Raw genomic sequence first — 18506 nt, 5'->3', positions numbered from 1 at the left:
CAAAGCTGTGTTGAGGCTGCCGCAGGTTCAAGCGGCAGCCTTATTACCTCTTGGGCAGGTTATGTTCGAATTCATGTTTACCTCACTAAAATAGCGTTGCCCAATCATGACTGGCCTATTAAAGTACAAAAGGGAGGGAATCGCCGAACTTGGTTTTCAAGGATTCGTTGGCCATGTAGATGGCTTTTCTCTGCTTTCGGGAACGGTCTGCAAAATTTCTCGAGGGGATTTCTGATTGTAACGCGCATTCGTATGGTCGCATCGACATAATCGCTTTGCTCTGAATAATCCCCTTTTCAATCGCGATTTCAACGGTCTTATTGATCAGCATGTCGAACAAATACAGGTTCTTTAGCCGTAGTTTACGAAACTTAGTTAACGAACTGGAATCAATTACTGTCTCTTCCGGCGCCATGTGGTTTCAAAGATAAACTGAACAAGCAAGAAATTGAAACGTTGGCCAGCTGGCTAGCATCCAAAAAATAAAAAAGACAGGTCACACTAGCGAATTCGTCCCTATAGTAGCAGACTAATGATTCCTTTAGGAGGATGGTGAGGAAGTCGTACAGGTTTATGTAACCGATGAAGTTTCAAGTATGCTGCGTCCCAATATGGAACTGGCCGGCTTTAAGAGAATTGCGCTTGAAGCGGGGCAAACGAAAACCGTTGATTTCATGATTAAAGTGAATCAGTTTGCGTTTTTGGATGTGGATATGAAATGGATAATTGAGGCGGGGGCAATGACCGTACTGTCGGATCGTCTTCCAATGATAAACGAATCAGCTACACGTTTGAGATTAAGGATACAGCTTAGGGTAAGGTTCAGGTTTCAGTTGAATTTTGCGGAGAGTTGATATCGATAGAAGCGGTAGGGGGCAATGGTTTGTTAAGCTTGCTCCTAAACAAGCTGGCGGGCCTTTTACAATGACCATCTCTAGCAGTGAAGACACGATTGTGCTGGATGATATTTTGATAGGAGAAGTATGGATAGTAGGCGGACAGTCTAATATGGAATGGCCGCTTAAACGTACCGAGGGTAGAAAAGAAGAGATTGCCAAAGCAGTGTTTCAAGGGATCATGTTGAAAGAAAGTTTTTCTTTACGAAATCCTTAAATGCCGCATTCGTTACTGGACTAAGCAGATGGAAAACATAAGCAATGCCTATACGTCACATAGTTAAACTGATATTGATTGATAGTAGGCTAACTTATAGAATGATGTGTACTGAAGTTTAAGGGAATGGTTCACGCATTCCAAAGTTATAGTTCTTTTTGCATGCTTTCATTTCACTTAACAGGTAATTTCATAATCATATAAATGGGGTATCAAATGGAATTAAGACAACTAGATTATTTTATACAAATATGTAAAGAAGGAAGCTTCACTAAAGCCGCTGAAGTATTGATGGTTTCCCAACCTACTTTAAGTCAACAAATTCGTGTGTTAGAGGATGAATATTGCACTCCTTTATTTTATAGAGTCGGAAGAGGGATTCAGATTACGAAGGCAGGGCAAATTCTGCTTGATAAGGGACTTTCAGTGAAGCAACTTATTGAAGAATCTCGAATAGAAATCTATGAGTTAAAAAATATTCAGCGAGGCGAGATTATAATCGGCGTATTACCAGGTGATCTTTTCTATCTTATGCCAGACTTTGCTCAATTTCGTGAACAGTATCCAGATATTTCTCTGAAATTTGTAGAAACTGAAGACTTTTCGGAACAGTTATTGCAAAATAAAATCGATATCGGAATAACTACGGGTTCGGAACAAAACAAGCATATAGATAGTATTCACTTAACCAAAGAAGAGCAGGTACTTATTGTTTCAGAAAACCATCCCTGGGCAGAAAAAGCGATGATTTCATTTCACGAGCTAGAACAATTAGATACCTTATTGTTTTTTCAATCTACCATGTGCCGGGAAATTATTGATTCTTATGCTATGAAATTAGGTATGACCTTAAACTCAACGGTTGTAACAGTTTCATCGTCATCCCTTCTTTGTATGGTGCATCATGGATATGGAGCAGCATTATTATCCTTACCACTCGTTGAAAGCTATAACCATCCCAAAGTAAAAATTATTCGAGTAACTGATCCTATACCTACAAGAGAAATAAAGCTTAGCTATCGTAAAAATACATTTCAAAAACTTGCGGTTCGAACTTTTATTGAAATAATGCTAATGCAAGCAAGACTCAATTTCATAATTCAATTTATCCGAGGCGAGACTAGCCCAAAAATAGAGTGACGTTTGAAAAAAATTAAGCAGCTTGCTTGGCATGTGTATTTGTTTGTTCAGTTTATCGAGGGTGTGCTTGCACAAATTGTATGTCAGACAGCTTAAAATCGACACGTGCTCTAGACTCACGTTGACGGGTTACACCCATACCAAAATAAAGCTTTTAAATAGGCGAAGACTCGTTTCCATGTTTATGTATCGAGCAACGCCCACAACGATTGCAACAGAGCGGGATATCAGGGGTGCGATCCGGGAGCGCTTTTTCTTTTTGAAGACAACGTATGAACGCTCCATTCAAAAACATATAAGACTTTATTAAAATCGAATGCTCTAAACAAATTTACAACAAAATTTCCTTAAACCAAACCGCGGCTGCATCCACTTCACTAGTTGTCAATTGATGTCCAAAATGCTCCCAATGTACATCAACAGATGCTCCGGCTTCACGAAGCAGGTTTTGAAGCTCTTCGGTTTCTTGCGCAGAACAGATCGGATCATTAGTACCAGCACCTATAAATATTGGGGTATCAGATAAATCCGGTAGTTTAATGCCTCTTCGTGGAACCATTGGATGATGAAGAATAGCACCTCTTAATACATTTTGATAATGGAATAGAAGGCTTCCTGCTATATTGGCTCCGTTAGAATAACCAATAGCCACTAAATTGCCTCGATCAAATCCATATTCGGCTGCGGCTGTATCGAGAAATTCGTAGACTTCCTTTGTGCGGAAAATTAAATCCTCCTCATCAAACACACCTTCGGCAAGTCGTCTAAAGAAACGCGGCATTCCGTTTTCTAATATATTACCTCTCAGACTTAGGACAGAAGATTCCGGAGAAATTCGCTTGGCTAAAGTAAGCAAACTGCGTTCGGTTCCGCCTGTACCATGAAAAAGAACTAATGTCGGAACATCCATTCTGGTACCTTTTTCAAATATATGTTTCATGACTGTTCCCCCGCCAGTTCTCTTACTTGAATAGGTATCAGATTCGCTTCAATTTGAGCACGATGCTTCTCATACCAATCTGGCAGCATTATTTTCTCGCCTAACGATTCAGCAGGCTCATCCTTTGCAAAGCCTGGAGGATCTGTAGCAATTTCAAAAAGAATACCACCGTATTCACGAAAATAAATGGCATTGAAATACTGACGGTCAATAATTTGAGTTGGTCGGAATCCTTTGCGCATTACTTCCTTTTGCCATTCTTTATGATCATCAAAATTGTTTGCACGCCAAGCAATATGATGAACCGTTCCAGCCCCACCTTCGCCCCAATCCATGCTAGCAAGAGGTACGTCAATGATGTTGCCGATTTCTCCGGTTGCCTGAAAACGAGCGTACTCGCCATCTTCTGCGACTTTAGTCAGACCGAGGATGTTTTGCAGCGTATCCATAGTGCTCTCTGCATTGACGCTGTACAACACAGCTCCTCCGAACCCTTTAATCGCCTTATCTGCTGGTATACCATTGAATGCCCATTTGCTGTTGGGTCCCTCATTTCGTTCAACTAATTCAAGGCCCAGTCCTTCATTGTCCGTGAATTGCAGATAATCTTCTTGAAAACGGCTCACTCTCTTAACTGTAATTCCAAAATTTATCAGACGGTTTTCCCAGAAGTCTAGCGAACCTTGAGGTACGATATAGGTGGTAATACCGACTTGGCCGCCGCCTATCTTCCCTTTGGGTGATCCAGCCGATGGAAAAAACGTGATGATAGTGCCTGGGCTCCCTGCTTCATTACCAAAGTATAAGTGATATACATCGGGAGCATCAAAGTTAATTGTTTTCTTTACTAAGCGCAGGCCGAGGATTCCGGCGTAAAAGTCAACGTTTGCTTGAGGATCACCTGCAAATGCAGTTATGTGATGGATACCTGTCGTCTGTTTTGACATGAAAAATGCCTCCTATGCTGTAAGTTTAAAGTTTTCAAGCATTAGCATTCTACAAACATACTTTTTCATGCTCTTCAATATTTCTTCTGCTTCATCAATATAAGTTTGATCACCGAATATTTTATAGAGCAGCATATAATCATTGTATTCGTCCAGCCATTCGTTTACCTGAATTGGTGTCACTTTTCATTTACTTCCTTTTCATGGCTTCATTTATCAATCACCCATTAATCAGTGATGATGATAGGGCAGGGCTCCACTTGTGGCGTCAATATGCTGTGTGTTTTCACTGACATTGCCATGAAATGACCATGTGCCGGAAACTGTATTGTAAACGCCAGCGATAGATTGACCCCATTCCATGTTTTGCTCGTGGAGCTGTGCTCTTCGTTCTGGAGAAGCATTGAGCCATTCTTCACTGTTGTAGGTCATTTTCTCTTTGATGAATAAAGGATCTCCATGTGTGGTCAGCACATGTTCATCAGAAGCATGAATGTGGCCTTCAACTGACACTAACGTCGGTTTCGTATCTGGGTTGAACTTATTATCGCCTGAACCGCGTACATGCATCAGCATGCCGCCTGGGTACACGCCGTCATCCGTCGCGGCCAAGGAGTTATGGTCGTGCCATGGCCATACACCGTCCCGTCCTTTTACAAGGACGTCATAAGTTTCACCTGGAGCGATATTCACAGTATCCATATTATAAGGCTCAGGCACTTTGTATCCGTCCTTCGCAATGACGATAAAGTGCGTTCCATGAAGATGCATAGCATGAGCTTCAAAGCCTGCGTTGATCAGGCGAATGCGAGCGATCTCGCCATCTTTAATCACCATATCGGGAACAGATTGCCCCGATTTGCCATTGACGGAAAAGTAATTGTAGGTTGGTCTCGCAGTTGCATTTGCCGGGTCGCGATGAGTGTCCCACTCGTCCAGCATCATTGTAAATTCTTTGTCCCAGCTTGGCTTCTCGGTATCTTCAATAATTAATGAACCGTACATTCCCATATCCTGGTGAAGGGATGTTTGCACATGGCAATGATACCAGTGAGTACCTGCTTCTTTGGCTACAAACTCATAATTATAAGATTTTCCAGGCATAATGTAGTTACCTGTGATGTGAGGAACACCATCATTCAGCATATCTACGCTGGTAATACCGTGTGGGTGTAAAGAGTGCGGCTGTGTCGAATTGTTTTTGATCACAATTCGGACCAGATCGCCTTTTTTGACGCGGATTTGAGGGCCTGGCACAGTGGCAGGCTGCCCTTCTAAACCATATGCCCATGCTTTGATCTTGACGCCATCGGTCAACTCATGTTCGATCTCTTCAATGTGCACATTAAACTCTCGAACTTGTCCAGTCATTTCTTCCGGTTTCACAGTCCCGCCGATCCAATCCTGATGCATCTGTTCAACGACATCGTCAAACGTCCAGTTAGGCTCAAGTTGTGCGGCCGCCATAACTGTAGCCGGTGACCGCATGTATGAATTCCCTGTCAGTAAAAAGCCTGATAATAAGACGACTGCAATTAGTATTTTTTTCATAGGATTGCACCCTCACTGAACAGTTATCTTGATAGTCATAAAAGGATGATAGGAACAGTAGATTTTGTATACACCTGGTTTATCAAAGGTGAAGCTATAACTCTCGCCTTTTTTGATTCCAGCGCTATTTTCTTTGCGTGAGTCGAATAACCCATCGCTTACGATTGTATGGGGGACATCTTCTTCGTTCATGAACGTTACTTTTGTGCCAGTCTTCACAGTCAAGACATTTTTATTGAAAGCAAAGTCTTTAATGTGAATCATTTGTTCCCCGGCTGGCATCAGCTGCTGCTTCGCCTCGTAGGCGCCAAGCAAAAGCAGATCGCGAGTCGCGTTGGATGCCCCACCGAAACTACCTTCAGGAATCGGGAAAAGTTTCAATTCAAGAGCAAGAGCTACATAGCCTCGCGCCCAGTCAGAAACGGTTTTGTCTGTGAAGGTTTTGCTTTTGGCATCAGCATCCTTGCCAAGTACACGGACCAGGAATGTCACCAGCTGTTCTTTGGATACTTTACCCGCCGGGTTGTACGTGCCTTCGCTATAGCCGTCCGTCACACCTGCAGCCTTCAAAGCTTCGATGTAAGGAAGCGCATAGCCGTTAGCCGGATCATTCATGCTAACGTCAGTAAAGCTTGATTGATGCAGGTCCATGTTGATGTCAAGACCCATGATCAATGCTGCTACTTTAGCAAACTGCGCACGGTTCATTTCATCTTTTAGACCAAATGTGGTCTCGCTTACGCCGTTAAAGATACCGGCGCTGAACATTGCATCAAATTTCACTTTTGTCGATGCATCAAGATCTTTCAAATCCGTGAAGTCATCTGATGTTTTACCGAATGCGACGGAAGAAAACATCGAAAGTGCAACTATTGAAGAAAGTAGCAGTGATAGACGCTTTTTCATATTGTTTGTAATCTCCTAATATCTTGAATTTAACACTTATTCGAACCAATCAATTTCATTGATGAAAAAATTCACGAAGCAATATCTTGCTCCGTGAATTTTCTCTTGCTAATCGATTAATGTCCCTCTTTACCGCCGAACATTTCTTGCGAGTAAATAATACCTAGACCGTATGCACCGCCGTGTTCTTTAGCGATATCTGTTGTCGCTTTGTAAGTTTCGGAGCGTGCCCAGTCACGTTGCAATTCTAGCAGGTACTGTTCCCATGTGATTGGTGTTGCGCCGGCTTGAATCATGCGCTGAATGGCCATGTCGTGCGCTTCTTTTGATACGCCGCCTGAAGTATCGGTTACGATGTATACTTCATATCCTTGATCGATCGCAGAAAGTACAGCAGATAAGTCACAAACCTCTGTCCATAGACCAGAAACGACGAGCTTTTTATTACCATAGCTGTTCACTTTATCAACAACTCGTTGATCTTCCCAGGCATCCATTGTCGTACGGTCAATTGGCTCTTGATCAGGGAATACTGCTTGAATTTCAGGGAAAATCGGTCCGCTGAACGACTTTGCAGCAACGGTAGTTAGAACGGTTGGCACGTTGAAAGCTTTTGCTGCTTTGGCAAGTCCAGTCACGTTATTGCGCAATTCCTGGATGTTAATCGACGATGTACCAAATGCCATTTGCGGTTGGTGGTCGATCATAAGCAGCGTATGGTTCGTTGGCGTCAGCAATCTTGGAGACGGAACCGCCTTTGCCTGAATGGCAGGTTTGTCTTTGCTAGCGGCAGTGGCAGCAGGCGTTTCCGCCTTTGCAACGAGCATAGATCCGAATGCGCTTGTCGATACGACAGCAGTTAAAAGTGCAAGTGTTGTTACTGTACGGCCTGTAAGTAATTTTTTCATGTTAAGTTAGCTCCTTTTATTAATGAATTTAATCTTTACATTAAATATATTTAAGATATCAGCTATAAGGTCGTTATATCTGTCTAACGCGTCTCTTAGAGATTAATGTCCCTCTTTACCGCCGAACATTTCTTGCGAGTAAATAATACCTAGACCGTATGCGCCGCCGTGTTCTTTGGCGATATCTGTTGTCGCTTTGTAAGTTTCGGAGCGTGCCCAGTCACGTTGCAGTTCTAGCAGGTACTGTTCCCATGTGATTGGTGTTGCGCCGGCTTGAATCATGCGCTGAATGGCCATGTCGTGCGCTTCTTTTGATACGCCGCCTGAAGTATCGGTTACGATGTATACTTCATATCCTTGATCGATCGCAGAAAGTACAGCAGATAAGTCACAAACCTCTGTCCATAGACCAGAAACGACGAGCTTTTTATTACCATAGCTGTTCACTTTATCAACAACTCGTTGATCTTCCCAGGCATCCATTGTCGTACGGTCAATTGGCTCTTGATCAGGGAATACCGCTTGAATTTCAGGGAAAATCGGTCCGCTGAACGACTTTGCAGCAACAGTAGTTAGAACGGTTGGCACGTTGAAAGCTTTAGCTGCTTTGGCAAGACCAGTCACGTTATTGCGCAATTCCTGGATGTTAATAGACGATGTACCAAATGCCATTTGCGGTTGGTGGTCGATCATAAGCAGCGTATGGTTCGTTGGCGTCAGCAATCGTGGAGACGGAACCGCCTTTGCCTTAATGGCAGCTTTGTCTTTGCTAGCGGCAGTGGCAGCAGGCGTTTCCGCCTTTGCAACGAGCATAGATCCGAATGCGCTTGTCGATACGACAGCAGTTAAAAGTGCAAGTGTTGTTACTGTGCGGCTTGTAAGTAATTTTTTCATGGTTTTTAGCTCCTTTTATATGGAAATAACAGATACCTTATCAACTTGTCTATATTTTGGCAAACATTATGCCCCTTCGTGCGCGCCAAACATCGTATGGGCATAAAATACACCCGCGCCGTAAGCACCGCCATGTTGAATGGCAATTTCTATAACAGCATCGTAAGTCTCTTGACGAGCCCAGTCGCGTTGATATTCGAGAAGAACAGATTCCCAAGTAACCGGAATCGCACCTGCTTGAATCATACGTTGAATGGACATATTATGCGCCTCTACAGAGGTTCCAGCCGAAGCGTCGGTTACAATGTAAACTTCGTAACCGTCCTTAATTGCGGATATTGTGGGGAAAGCTAGGCATACTTCTGTCCACAGTGCAGCAATGACAAGCTTCCTGCGGCCAGTCTTTTTGACTGCAGCTAAAAAGTTTTCGTCTTCCCACGAATTCATACTTGTCCGATCGATAGGTTTTTGATCGGGAAAAACTTCTTGAATCTGCGGGTGGAGTGGACCTGAGAAGGTATCAGCCGCAACGGTAGTTAATATGATGGGTGCATTAAACACTTTTGCCGTTTTAGCCAGTCCCACCGTATTATTGATGACGGTCTGTCTATCGGCACTTTGCACGCCGAACAGCATTTGTGGTTGATGGTCGATAAGGATGACGGCAGAGTTGTCTGCAGTCAGCAAATCGCTTTTGTCATTAAACAAATAGAATCCCAACTTTCTTTTATTGTTTTACGACGGCATTTCGAGATAACTAGTTATGAAGTCCGTCGTATGCCTTTATATTATTGAAAACGAGATATATCAATCAATTCTATTTTTTCTATACGTTCTATAGCTTGAAACTATAATATCGTTCGTCTACATAAATATAAGTACTCCCTATATGTTACATAGAGAAAAGCATATTGATAGATACTTTGTTTTGCTAATAGAATTAGTCCAAGGTCTACAAGAAAGGAGGCATATTTATGTGGTCTGTATTATTAGCTTTAGGTACTGGACTCGCTATCGGGATTGTTTTTCAGACCCTCCGCATACCGTCTCCCGCACCACCAATGTTGGGGTTGATAGGTCTATTCGGTATGTTTTTAGGACAACGACTTATCCCGTGGGTTAAATTACTGTTAAATCATAGTTAAATCATCATTTATTTTAATACCATCACCATTAAAGGAGAATAAAATATGCCGCAAGAGACTATTGTAGAGGCTGATTTATTGATTCACAACGCTGAAATTGTGACGATGGACGAAATTAATCCCGTCGCAACAGCTGTTGCTATTAAAGGAGACCGTTTCATCGCTGTAGGTAACGATTCCGACGTTATGCGGCATAAAGGACCAACTACTCAAGTTGTGGATGGGAACAAGCGCCTTTTGATTCCAGGTTTGAATGATTCTCATATGCATCTAATACGTGGTGGATTGAACTATAACTTGGAGCTTCGTTGGGATGGAGTGCCATCGGTGGCTGACGCCTTGCGTATGTTAAAAAACCAAGTGGACCGTACGCCTGCACCACATTGGGTTCGGGTTGTAGGTGGATGGACAGAGTTTCAATTTAGGGAACGCCGGATGCCAACATTGGATGAAATTAATCGAATAGCTCCAGATACTCCCGTATTCATACTTAATTTATACCGCCAAGCTTTTTTAAACAAAGCAGCTTTACGTGTGGTCGGATATACAAAGGATACTCCGAATCCGCCAGGTGGAGAAATTCAGCGGGATAGCAATGGCAATCCAACAGGGATGCTTATAGCACGGCCGAATGCAACGATCCTGTATGCTACCCTAGCAAAAGGACCAAAACTTTCATATGATGATCAAATGAACTCCACACGGTTATTCATGAGGGAATTGAATCGCTTTGGAATTACTAGCGTTATTGATGCAGGCGGCGGTTTCCAGAATTACCCCGATGATTATCAAGTTTATGAGGAACTGGACAAACGTGGGGAGATTACCGTCCGCACGGCATACAACCTGTTTACACAACATCCAAATCACGAACTGGACGATTTTAAATCATGGACGTCCACGTCGCAGCCATATACAGGAAGCCCTTACTATCGACACAACGGCGCCGGTGAAATGCTTGTGTACAGCGCGGCTGATTTTGAAGACTTTGTCGAACCCCGTCCGGAATTGCCTGCTGTATTAGAAAATGATTTATATGGGGTTACCCGGCATCTGGTACAGAGTCGTTGGCCATTCCGGCTCCACGCAACGTATGGTGAGTCCATCTCGCGCTTTCTTGATGTATTTGAACGTGTAAATAAAGAAGTTCCATTCAAAGATATACGCTGGATTTTAGATCATGCCGAAACAATCCGAGAGAAGGATTTGGAACGTGTCGTCGCATTGGGCGGTTCGATTGCAGTCCAAAGCCGGATGGCTTTTCAAGGGGAATATTTCGTCGACAGGTACGGAGCTGAAGCAGCCGAAAACACGCCACCTATCACAAAGATGCTTACTGCCGGATTGCGTGTAGGTGTGGGTACGGACGCTACAAGGGTAGCTAGTTATAACCCGTGGGTTGCACTTTATTGGCTAGTGACTGGAAAAACTCTTGGTGGGCTAAGCTTGTACCCCGCTTCTAATCGAGTTGATCGCTACCAAGCACTTCGTATGTATACGACCGGAAATGCTTGGTTTTCGAAAGAGGAGGACGTGAAGGGTCAAATTAAGGAAGGGCAATATGCAGATTTATCGATCTTGTCTGACAACTTCTTCCGCGTTTCAGATGAAGAAATCAAACGCATCGAATCGGTGCTTACAGTCGTAGGCGGAAAGATTGTTTATGGAACGTTTGAGTTTCAAAAACTGTCGCCCCCAGCTCCTAAAGCCAGTCCGGATTGGGCGCCACACAATTACTATGGCGGTTACTATAATGCCTACAATCATGGAGGTGGTGGTACTGGGCTGCATGTGCCGCAACAGGGACATCATCATCATAGCTGCAATCACCATCATCATGGCCCCGGTTTCTGCGACTTGGATTGCTTCGTATTTTGATGGAACTGTTGGAGACAATAAATAGATTCGAGATAGAAAGGGTTTGGGATATATGTCCGATGTAACGATTAAAGTAATTGATAACGGTCCGTTACGAATAATGGGTAAGGTAGAAATGGTGGATACAGAAGGGAATCGCTTTGAGACAACAGAATCTTTCATTCTTTGTCGTTGTGGATTATCAAGTCAAAAACCTTTCTGTGATTTGACGCACAAAGGCAAGTTTGAAAGTGCACCTCGTGCTTAAGAAATCGTAATGAAATATCAACCGATAGCCGATAATGATGTTGAATAAAGAATAAGCTTAGTCCGGTTGACTTTAACCGGACTAAGCTTATTCTTTATTCTTTCTTGGCTTCTGCATGTTACTGAATTTCCCCAGTATGCGGAAAGAGATCTGTTATGGTTTTGATAAACAATTTTACAGCAATCGAAGATTCTGTTAATGAAGGAGCTGCCAGGTTAATTTCTCTAAACAGTATAGGATCTAGGCTGCGAGTTATAACATTAGGCGGCAACGTTGACAATGAAAGCTTTGGTAAGATAGCCAAACCCAGTCCTTCTTGTATCATGTATAGTACGATGTTAACGTTTTGGAACGCATATTTTATATTAATAGTTATATTGGCTTTCTCAAAAAGTTCAAAAATAAATGTGTCATAACCTCCTTTGCAAAAAATCATCGGTTCATTATCCAGGTCTTGAAGCTGGATTGTAGAACGGCTATGTAATGGGTGGTCATCTCGAAAGACTACAAACATTTCTTCATTGTATAAGGGGATTATATTCAGCTCATCGTTCGGAGGTATAATCAGTCCGATATCAATAATACGTGATACCAACCATTCTTTAATTTGGATGATTGTTCCTTCATGAAGGATAAACTTCAAATTAGGATATCTATCCCGAATTTCACGAATGATTTTAGGCAAAATGACGGCTGAAGCAGTCGGAAATATTCCGATTCGGATCATTCCGACTTCGAGCCCTTTCTCGGCGGCCACCTCTTGTTCAACTTTCTCGAATTCTTTCAATATGTTTCGAAACAAAATAAGGATCCGATTTCCTATATCGGTGAGCATCAGCCCCTTTTTTCGATCACGGATAAAAAGCGTTACATCCAACTCTGATTCTAGAGCAAGAATTGCACGACTGACAGCAGGTTGGGTCATATTAAGTTCTTGGCCTGCTTTTGTGAAACTACCGGATTCAGCGACTTTTACAAATAATTGTATTTGGCAATTAGTCATAACTAAATTGATATGCCCCTTATGTATTAACTTTCATTTTATTATCTTTATGTCATATTATATCATTTATTACATCAAATATTCATGGAACTGGGTGAGTAAGTGGAATTTCGACAACTAACACCCAGTGCTATACTGCCATAAGGTGGCTCCTGAATTCGTCGGGAGTCATCTTTTTTTAATGTCCATTGTCATAACAAAATTGGTATGCCCCTTATGATTAACTCTCATTTTATTAACTTTAAGTTATATTATATCATTTATATACTACGACTGACCAATTAACTCACAATAACGTTTCTCAACTATAAAGATCGGACTTTCGCAATATAATCCTTGGCCACTTCGGTTTCCGGAGAATCATCTTGTTCGATCTTTCTTTCCACTTCCCGTATACCGCGAAGGCTTTTCTTCAAACCTGTTTTCAGTTTCCGGTTCAGGTCGACGATAGGCTTGGCGATGTCCTTCAGATAGTGGTATTGGCAGTACTGATAGGGAACCTCGGGTAAAAGGGATTGCATTACATTTCGGATCGATTGTTGGCAATCGCTTACGATTCCGATGATCGGAAAATCGAGGTCAATGACAGGTTGAATCAGTTTCTTTAATTCTTCCGCGGATCTGCTTTTCAAATTTTCCGCGACAAGAATGGTGCCACTAAAAATCTCCCGGATGACATAGAGGGTTTCATTTCCCTTCTCCGGTTCGACACCATCCATGGAGATTATAATTCCGCCGTGATCATTAACGGTTTGATTGAGGACGTTCTTGACATGTTCCGTAACACTAGACTTGAGTAACATTAGATAACGTTCGTAAAGCCTTTGAGAGTTTCGCTCCGAGGTTGTGATTCCTCGGCTATTTAGCTCCTCTGTAATCTCAGCAATCGTCATATGATGCTTAAATCGCAATTGTCCAACCAAAGCAAGAACGTCAAATCCATAAGAGGTATGCTTCATGCAGAGCAGATCAGCTTCGGCGGATTTGTAGTACGCTTTAGGATAATTACATTGTGGATTTGTACATTTATAGGCCATATTCCAAGCTTGAATAACCCCGGTTAAGGTAGAGATATTTTTCTTCCAAGCGGTATGACTACGCTTTAAGGTTGCTCCGCAATGAGGGCAATTTTGCAGTTCCGTGCGGAAGTATATTTTCTTATCAGGCACGATTCGATTTTTAGGTAAGGGCATAAAAAACCTCCGTCAACGATCCTATCGAATACTTTGGTCATTCGTAGTTTGTATACATCAAATATTCATGGAACAGGGTGAGTAAATGGAATTTCGACAACTAGAATATTTTATTCAGATCTGCAAAGAAGGAAGCTTCACTAAAGCTGCAGAAGTGTTGATGGTTTCTCAACCCACATTAAGTCAACAAATTCGTGTGTTGGAGCAAGAATTTGGCACTCCATTATTTGATCGAGTCGGAAGAGGGATAGAGATTAATGAGGCTGGAAAAATCCTTTATGAGAAGGGGATTAGTGTAATGCAGCTTATTAAAGATTCCCGAATAGAAACATCTGAATTAATAAATGGTCAGAAACTCGAGATGATCATTGGTATCTTTCCTAGTGATCTGACCTATTTAATGCCAAGATTTGTTCAATTCAATGAAGAGTACCCGAATATTTCAATAAAATTTGTTGATATGGAAGATACATCGGGACAGTTACTGCAAAATAAAATCGATATCGGAATATCTGCCGATTTGGAACCGAACAAACATATCGATTGCATCCACTTATTCAACGAAGAACTAGCTTTAGTGGTTTCTAAAGACCATCCTTGGGCAGAAAAAGTAGAGATTCCATTTCGAGAGCTCGAAAAGTTACCAAATGTATTGTTTGTTAAAGATACCAAACTCCGGAAAAAACTTGATGATTATATAAATAAAACAGGTATTTCTCTTTTCTTAAATGTAGAAACAACGTCAACATCAACCTTGCTTAATATGGTACATCTTGGAGTCGGGGCAACAATTATGTCCCTCCGTCTTGTTGAAAGCTACAATTGTCCAAATATAAAAATTATCCGATTAATTGATCCTAAACCTACTCGTGAGGTTAAGATTTACATGCATAAAGATAAATTGATGCCTTATACAGCCCGATCCTTTATTAATTATATTCCAGAATTCACTAAAGATTTATAATTAGCGTAACCTGCAGATTTTGCTGCGAGTTTTTTGAACAATAATGTGGCACCCAGATAGACAAAGGAAGAACCAATTAGGTTATCCGAAGTCTATTCAAAGGTGCGCTTTTTTTATTCTTCTATACGAATCAAAAAGGGGACAATCAAGCTTAAACACAACAATCCAGCTAATACTTCAAAAGCTAATAAATGGCCTCCGTGATTTATCAGATAAATTGAAAGGATCGGCCCAAGTGATGCACCTATGAACACCATAAACATGTGGAACGAAACCGCGATCGCCCGGATCTCTCCCGCAATGTGACCAATTAGTGAAATCAATGCGGGAAGAGCCAAAGCAATTCCCGTAATAAACACAACGCTCATCGATACTAAAAAAATGAGGTTCGCCCAGAGGCCTAACAAACCCAAGCCGATTCCAGCAAAGATCAATCCACACCATAAAACGTTTTTGACTCCAAATTTCGCAACCAATCTTCCATCAAACGGTGCTACTAGCATTCCGATAATACCAACCGCACGGACCCATAGAATATCTTGATGACTTAATCCGAAGAGAGAACTGTTTAAATAACTTCCAAGTGTCGTAAAAAAACCGACAAGCGAAATAAAGAGAGTAGCAGAAATGATGTAGCAAAGAGGCAAGCCCTTCCGTTTAAAAATATCGCCTATTCGCAAAAAGGGAGAAAAGAAGCTGCCATCCGGTTGCTTTGTTTTGTCTTTTGGAATAAAAAAGATAATTAAGATAAAGGATATTAAATAAACTGCAAAAAGAAGATAGAAAACATAAGAGAAACTAAAGTTCAAAACAATAAAGCTGCTATATATTTGTCCAACGATAGTGGCCATTAAAAACGCCGTACTGATGAATCCAATAATGGTTACTCTTCTTTTTATCGGAAACATTTCCATTGCATAAGCCAAGACAGACGGAGGGAACATGGACGCTGCTAAACCTTGGAAGGCTCGAAGGGCAACAAGCCAAGAAAAGCTGCTGACACTCCCGATTAGAGGAGTTATTACAGTGAGCAATAGTAACCCTGATAACATCATTTTTTTTCGTCCATAACGATCGGATAAAACTCCAAAGAATAGACCTCCACCTGCAAAGGCAAACGAAAAAGCACTGCCGGCCCAAGCGGCTTGAGAAGACGACACCTTGAATACATCTGAAATAATCGTTATTAATGGAATCGTTAAATACACACAAGATACCACAACTAATGCACACCAGAAAAGGATACCGGTAATTAATGAGAAATTTGACGAGTTGTCCAACGGTTCGTTAGCCAAAATAATCCCCCTTGTTCTTTTGATTGTTCTATTGATTGTTCTTTTGCTTTTTCCATTTGATTATTTATGTTTTGCTAACCAGACGGCTACTTTTTGAGCATCCTCATCTTTGAGGATTCCCGCAGGCATACCACCTCGACCATTTACAATTTGGTTTTTAATCTGATCAACACTTAGTTTAGAACCGATTTTTTGTAATTTCGGTCCAACTCCACCTTCCAGGTTGTTGCCATGACATGCAATGCAGCTTTTTTTGTACAGTAGTTCACCGTCACTAATAGAAGCGCTTGAAGTGCTCGAAGCGCTCGAATTTGAAGTAGGGGTTTCTTGTTTAGAGCAAGCAGCTGCGAAAAGCATAGTTATGATGGAAATCATAACAGTTAGATATTTTACCTTCATTATTTTCACACCCGCCTTTTAAGAAAGTACTTGAGTATTACATGGAAACATCATGCTGATGTTTAGTAGGAATGTCCTTTGCATTCACGTTAGTAAAAACATTAATAGCAAAAATCAAGATACCGGTTCCAGCTACAGATTCACCAATACGTTTTAGCATTGTAACCCAATTTGGAGCGTAGCCATGGGCCATCAAGGTTAGGGTGATAAGCATGATGGGTAGGCCGATGCCTTGCAACCAGAAGTGCCACTTAGCTAGAGGAGATTCTGCTGCTTTGGGAAAACGAAGATACGTAAATCCGCAAAGAGCCAATGTTGCCCACCCGAAAAGATTTGTATGAGCATGTACGCTCGTTAATGCAAAGTTAAGTGATATACCCATGTAAATACCGATGCTAATACCAACCAAAATATAAACGACTGCCATTTTTAAAAAACGTACTCCCATAGAATTTCCTCCTTGTTAATGATAGAAAGAACAATTCATCCGGCCGGGAATTATCCTAATTACTTAAACTTCTTTCAATTGGAAGTTTATTCAACTTTATCTTATTAGCTATGATAGGCAACTATCAATATGAATTTGTCTATATATCGTATAGATAGTGCTTATACTAGCTTCGCCCTTGAAGATATAGTTTAGGGCTATACATGATATAGAAATAAAGGAATTGTTCATGAAGAATAATTTCAATATGATATGACATAAACAGTTAAATATCATACAAGGAGTGTTTACAAAATGGAAAAACAAACAGAAGGAATTCACCATATCACGGCTTTTGTAAAGAATGCTCAAAAAAATGTGGACTTTTATGCAGGGGTACTAGGTCTGAGACTTGTAAAAAAAACGATCAACTTCGACGCCCCGGATGTTTACCATTTGTATTTCGGTAATGAAGCAGGTAGTCCAGGTACCATAATCACATTCTTTCCATGTGAACTTGGTCGTAAAGGGCGTATTGGTGGAGGACAGGTCGGTATAACAACATATGTCGTTCCTTTAGGTGCACTCGATTTTTGGGAAGAGCGCCTAGAAAGCTTTAATGTCCCTTATTCTATAAAGACGAGGTTTGGTGAGAATTACTTAACATTTTCAGATCAGGATGGTTTACAGCTAGAGATTGTAGAGCGCGAGGAAGGAGATTTGAGTCAGTGGTCGTTCGGTGGTGTTTCAATAGATAAAGCTATCAAAGGTTTTGGCGGTGCTGTCCTGTATAGTACCGCTCCCGAAAAAACGATGAATGTACTAGAGCAGGTCTTGGGTCTTCAAAAGGTGGACCAAGAGGGGGATTTTATCCGCTATAAATCTACTGGGAGTATTGGTAATGTTATTGATATTAACAGTGCGGCAATGGAGTGGGGCATAAGTGGAGCCGGTACTGTTCATCATATTGCATGGCGCGCAAAGGATTATGAAGATCATGCTTCATGGAGAACACATGTCGAGCAACATGGCTTCCATCCCACAGACGTTATCGACCGACAATATTTCAATGCGATTTATTTTCGTGAAGAAGGCGGCATCCTGTTTGAAATTGCCACGGATCCACCTGGTTTTGCAGTTGATGAGCAATCAGATGCATTAGGTGAAAAACTGATGCTTCCGGAATGGTTTGAGGCTAAACGTGCAGAAATCGAAAAAGGATTACCACCTATTCAGGTACGTGTGTCAGATAAATGAAAGGTGATTCCTAGTGATATCGATCGATCCGACAACTCAAAGTGAGCGGGATAACTACAAGCTGCTAATCGGAAGTATAATACCAAGACCCGTCGCGTTTGTTACCACCCTCTCCAAAGAGGAGACTCCTACTCAAAGTTGGGAGAAATATTTTCGATGAAACGACCAGATTAAAATTACATGGCCTAAAACTCGCTTAGTACTGGTAATTGGTCGGATATTCTCACGATCACTCACCAGTTTTTTTCGTTCTGCCGTTGAAGGTTCAGAAGTACCGTTGAGTTAATTAATTTACGGAA

General features: G+C 41.6%; 20 protein-coding genes and 3 pseudogenes. 9 read left to right on the top strand and 14 right to left on the bottom strand.

Annotated elements, in window-relative coordinates; all coding sequences use genetic code 11:
* Window positions 1–139: 139 nt before the first annotated feature.
* Window positions 140–415: pseudogene (locus QFZ77_RS31015) on the bottom strand (IS5/IS1182 family transposase); the annotation flags it as partial.
* Between the two features lie 154 nt (window positions 416–569).
* Between QFZ77_RS31015 and QFZ77_RS31010 the strand changes: the two are divergent.
* The 3 genes and pseudogenes from QFZ77_RS31010 to QFZ77_RS31000 all read left to right on the top strand — a co-directional run.
* Window positions 570–854, top strand: a pseudogene (locus QFZ77_RS31010) (fibronectin type III-like domain-contianing protein); the annotation flags it as partial.
* Window positions 841–1113 (top strand): hypothetical protein, encoded by a 273-nt coding sequence (locus QFZ77_RS31005; RefSeq protein ID WP_307445804.1) that lies wholly within the window; start codon window positions 841–843, stop codon window positions 1111–1113. The pseudogene QFZ77_RS31010 and the gene QFZ77_RS31005, both read left to right, overlap by 14 nt.
* A 216-nt stretch (window positions 1114–1329) precedes the next feature.
* Window positions 1330–2253 carry a LysR family transcriptional regulator gene (locus tag QFZ77_RS31000; protein ID WP_307445802.1) on the top strand — a complete coding sequence of 308 codons (924 nt, stop codon included), beginning with the start codon at window positions 1330–1332 and terminating at the stop codon, window positions 2251–2253.
* A 331-nt stretch (window positions 2254–2584) separates the two neighbouring features.
* Here QFZ77_RS31000 and QFZ77_RS30995 read toward each other — a convergent pair whose 3' ends face one another.
* The 8 genes from QFZ77_RS30995 to QFZ77_RS30960 all read right to left on the bottom strand — a co-directional run bounded on the left by QFZ77_RS30995 (window position 2585) and on the right by QFZ77_RS30960 (window position 9107).
* Window positions 2585–3193 carry an alpha/beta hydrolase gene (locus QFZ77_RS30995; protein WP_307445800.1) on the bottom strand — a complete coding sequence of 203 codons (609 nt, stop codon included), beginning with the start codon at window positions 3191–3193 and terminating at the stop codon, window positions 2585–2587.
* On the bottom strand, window positions 3190–4140 hold the full coding sequence (locus QFZ77_RS30990) for a ring-cleaving dioxygenase (RefSeq protein ID WP_047685668.1): 951 nt from the start codon (window positions 4138–4140) through the stop codon (window positions 3190–3192). The genes QFZ77_RS30995 and QFZ77_RS30990 overlap by 4 nt, the downstream gene beginning before the upstream one ends.
* Window positions 4141–4152: 12 nt before the next feature.
* Window positions 4153–4323 (bottom strand): hypothetical protein, encoded by a 171-nt coding sequence (locus tag QFZ77_RS30985; protein ID WP_307445797.1) that lies wholly within the window; start codon window positions 4321–4323, stop codon window positions 4153–4155.
* 48 nt (window positions 4324–4371) lie between these two features.
* The gene (locus tag QFZ77_RS30980) at window positions 4372–5691 is read right to left on the bottom strand and encodes a multicopper oxidase family protein (RefSeq protein WP_307445795.1); all 1320 of its coding nucleotides are present in this window, start codon (window positions 5689–5691) and stop codon (window positions 4372–4374) included.
* A gap of 12 nt (window positions 5692–5703) precedes the next feature.
* Window positions 5704–6597: an S-layer homology domain-containing protein gene (locus QFZ77_RS30975; protein ID WP_307445792.1), complete on the bottom strand. Its 894-nt coding sequence runs from the start codon at window positions 6595–6597 to the stop codon at window positions 5704–5706.
* A 116-nt stretch (window positions 6598–6713) separates the two neighbouring features.
* Window positions 6714–7304 carry a hydrolase gene (locus tag QFZ77_RS30970; RefSeq protein ID WP_307449985.1) on the bottom strand — a complete coding sequence of 197 codons (591 nt, stop codon included), beginning with the start codon at window positions 7302–7304 and terminating at the stop codon, window positions 6714–6716.
* 303 nt (window positions 7305–7607) lie between these two features.
* Window positions 7608–8198: a hydrolase gene (locus tag QFZ77_RS30965; RefSeq protein ID WP_307449985.1), complete on the bottom strand. Its 591-nt coding sequence runs from the start codon at window positions 8196–8198 to the stop codon at window positions 7608–7610.
* Between the two features lie 267 nt (window positions 8199–8465).
* Window positions 8466–9107: a hydrolase gene (locus QFZ77_RS30960; protein WP_307445790.1), complete on the bottom strand. Its 642-nt coding sequence runs from the start codon at window positions 9105–9107 to the stop codon at window positions 8466–8468.
* Window positions 9108–9373: 266 nt separating this feature from the next.
* Here QFZ77_RS30960 and QFZ77_RS30955 point away from each other — a divergent pair, with 266 nt between their 5' ends.
* From QFZ77_RS30955 to QFZ77_RS30945, 3 genes are read left to right on the top strand one after another with little or no spacing between them, the layout of a single operon-like run.
* On the top strand, window positions 9374–9544 hold the full coding sequence (locus tag QFZ77_RS30955; protein WP_084595459.1) for a DUF1427 family protein: 171 nt from the start codon (window positions 9374–9376) through the stop codon (window positions 9542–9544).
* 45 nt (window positions 9545–9589) lie between these two features.
* Window positions 9590–11422 (top strand): amidohydrolase, encoded by a 1833-nt coding sequence (locus tag QFZ77_RS30950; protein WP_307445787.1) that lies wholly within the window; start codon window positions 9590–9592, stop codon window positions 11420–11422.
* 52 nt (window positions 11423–11474) lie between these two features.
* The gene (locus QFZ77_RS30945; protein WP_047685744.1) at window positions 11475–11669 is read left to right on the top strand and encodes a CDGSH iron-sulfur domain-containing protein; all 195 of its coding nucleotides are present in this window, start codon (window positions 11475–11477) and stop codon (window positions 11667–11669) included.
* A 118-nt stretch (window positions 11670–11787) separates the two neighbouring features.
* On the opposite strand, the gene QFZ77_RS30940 is transcribed toward QFZ77_RS30945, so the two are convergent.
* On the bottom strand, window positions 11788–12672 hold the full coding sequence (locus QFZ77_RS30940; protein WP_307445784.1) for a LysR family transcriptional regulator: 885 nt from the start codon (window positions 12670–12672) through the stop codon (window positions 11788–11790).
* A gap of 305 nt (window positions 12673–12977) precedes the next feature.
* On the bottom strand, window positions 12978–13865 hold the full coding sequence (locus QFZ77_RS30935) for a transposase (RefSeq protein ID WP_307445782.1): 888 nt from the start codon (window positions 13863–13865) through the stop codon (window positions 12978–12980).
* A gap of 85 nt (window positions 13866–13950) precedes the next feature.
* Here QFZ77_RS30935 and QFZ77_RS30930 point away from each other — a divergent pair, with 85 nt between their 5' ends.
* Entirely contained in the window at window positions 13951–14829 is an 879-nt protein-coding gene (locus QFZ77_RS30930; protein ID WP_307445780.1) for a LysR family transcriptional regulator, read from the top strand.
* A gap of 113 nt (window positions 14830–14942) precedes the next feature.
* Here the strand turns inward: QFZ77_RS30930 and QFZ77_RS30925 are convergent, their stop codons facing one another.
* From QFZ77_RS30925 to QFZ77_RS30915, 3 genes are read right to left on the bottom strand one after another with little or no spacing between them, the layout of a single operon-like run.
* Complete coding sequence (locus QFZ77_RS30925; RefSeq protein ID WP_047685738.1) at window positions 14943–16124, bottom strand: MFS transporter; 1182 nt, start codon at window positions 16122–16124, stop codon at window positions 14943–14945.
* Window positions 16125–16184: 60 nt separating this feature from the next.
* Window positions 16185–16523, bottom strand: a complete 339-nt coding sequence (gene cccB, locus QFZ77_RS30920; RefSeq protein WP_307445777.1) for a cytochrome c551 — start codon at window positions 16521–16523, stop codon at window positions 16185–16187.
* Between the two features lie 37 nt (window positions 16524–16560).
* Window positions 16561–16971, bottom strand: a complete 411-nt coding sequence (locus tag QFZ77_RS30915; protein ID WP_307445774.1) for a heme-copper oxidase family protein — start codon at window positions 16969–16971, stop codon at window positions 16561–16563.
* A gap of 294 nt (window positions 16972–17265) precedes the next feature.
* On the opposite strand from QFZ77_RS30915, the gene QFZ77_RS30910 reads away from it, so the two are divergent.
* On the top strand, window positions 17266–18207 hold the full coding sequence (locus tag QFZ77_RS30910; RefSeq protein ID WP_307445772.1) for a ring-cleaving dioxygenase: 942 nt from the start codon (window positions 17266–17268) through the stop codon (window positions 18205–18207).
* A 13-nt stretch (window positions 18208–18220) separates the two neighbouring features.
* Window positions 18221–18361: pseudogene (locus QFZ77_RS30905) on the top strand (flavin reductase family protein); the annotation flags it as partial.
* Window positions 18362–18506: the final 145 nt, after the last annotated feature.

Source organism: Paenibacillus sp. V4I3 (assembly GCF_030817215.1).
Classification (GTDB): domain Bacteria; phylum Bacillota; class Bacilli; order Paenibacillales; family NBRC-103111; genus Paenibacillus_E.
This window is presented reverse-complemented; position numbering and strand designations above follow the sequence as displayed.

Coding starts and splice junctions, on each gene's coding strand:
- QFZ77_RS31000 (WP_307445802.1), top strand. CDS start 1,330: ATGGAATTAAGACAACTAGATTATTTTATACAAATATGTAAAGAAGGA.
- QFZ77_RS30995 (WP_307445800.1), bottom strand. CDS start 3,193: ATGAAACATATATTTGAAAAAGGTACCAGAATGGATGTTCCGACATTA.
- QFZ77_RS30990 (WP_047685668.1), bottom strand. CDS start 4,140: ATGTCAAAACAGACGACAGGTATCCATCACATAACTGCATTTGCAGGT.
- QFZ77_RS30980 (WP_307445795.1), bottom strand. CDS start 5,691: ATGAAAAAAATACTAATTGCAGTCGTCTTATTATCAGGCTTTTTACTG.
- QFZ77_RS30975 (WP_307445792.1), bottom strand. CDS start 6,597: ATGAAAAAGCGTCTATCACTGCTACTTTCTTCAATAGTTGCACTTTCG.
- QFZ77_RS30970 (WP_307449985.1), bottom strand. CDS start 7,304: ATGATCGACCACCAACCGCAAATGGCATTTGGTACATCGTCGATTAAC.
- QFZ77_RS30965 (WP_307449985.1), bottom strand. CDS start 8,198: ATGATCGACCACCAACCGCAAATGGCATTTGGTACATCGTCTATTAAC.
- QFZ77_RS30955 (WP_084595459.1), top strand. CDS start 9,374: ATGTGGTCTGTATTATTAGCTTTAGGTACTGGACTCGCTATCGGGATT.
- QFZ77_RS30950 (WP_307445787.1), top strand. CDS start 9,590: ATGCCGCAAGAGACTATTGTAGAGGCTGATTTATTGATTCACAACGCT.
- QFZ77_RS30945 (WP_047685744.1), top strand. CDS start 11,475: ATGTCCGATGTAACGATTAAAGTAATTGATAACGGTCCGTTACGAATA.
- QFZ77_RS30940 (WP_307445784.1), bottom strand. CDS start 12,672: ATGACTAATTGCCAAATACAATTATTTGTAAAAGTCGCTGAATCCGGT.
- QFZ77_RS30935 (WP_307445782.1), bottom strand. CDS start 13,865: ATGCCCTTACCTAAAAATCGAATCGTGCCTGATAAGAAAATATACTTC.
- QFZ77_RS30930 (WP_307445780.1), top strand. CDS start 13,951: ATGGAATTTCGACAACTAGAATATTTTATTCAGATCTGCAAAGAAGGA.
- cccB (WP_307445777.1), bottom strand. CDS start 16,523: ATGAAGGTAAAATATCTAACTGTTATGATTTCCATCATAACTATGCTT.
- QFZ77_RS30915 (WP_307445774.1), bottom strand. CDS start 16,971: ATGGGAGTACGTTTTTTAAAAATGGCAGTCGTTTATATTTTGGTTGGT.
- QFZ77_RS30910 (WP_307445772.1), top strand. CDS start 17,266: ATGGAAAAACAAACAGAAGGAATTCACCATATCACGGCTTTTGTAAAG.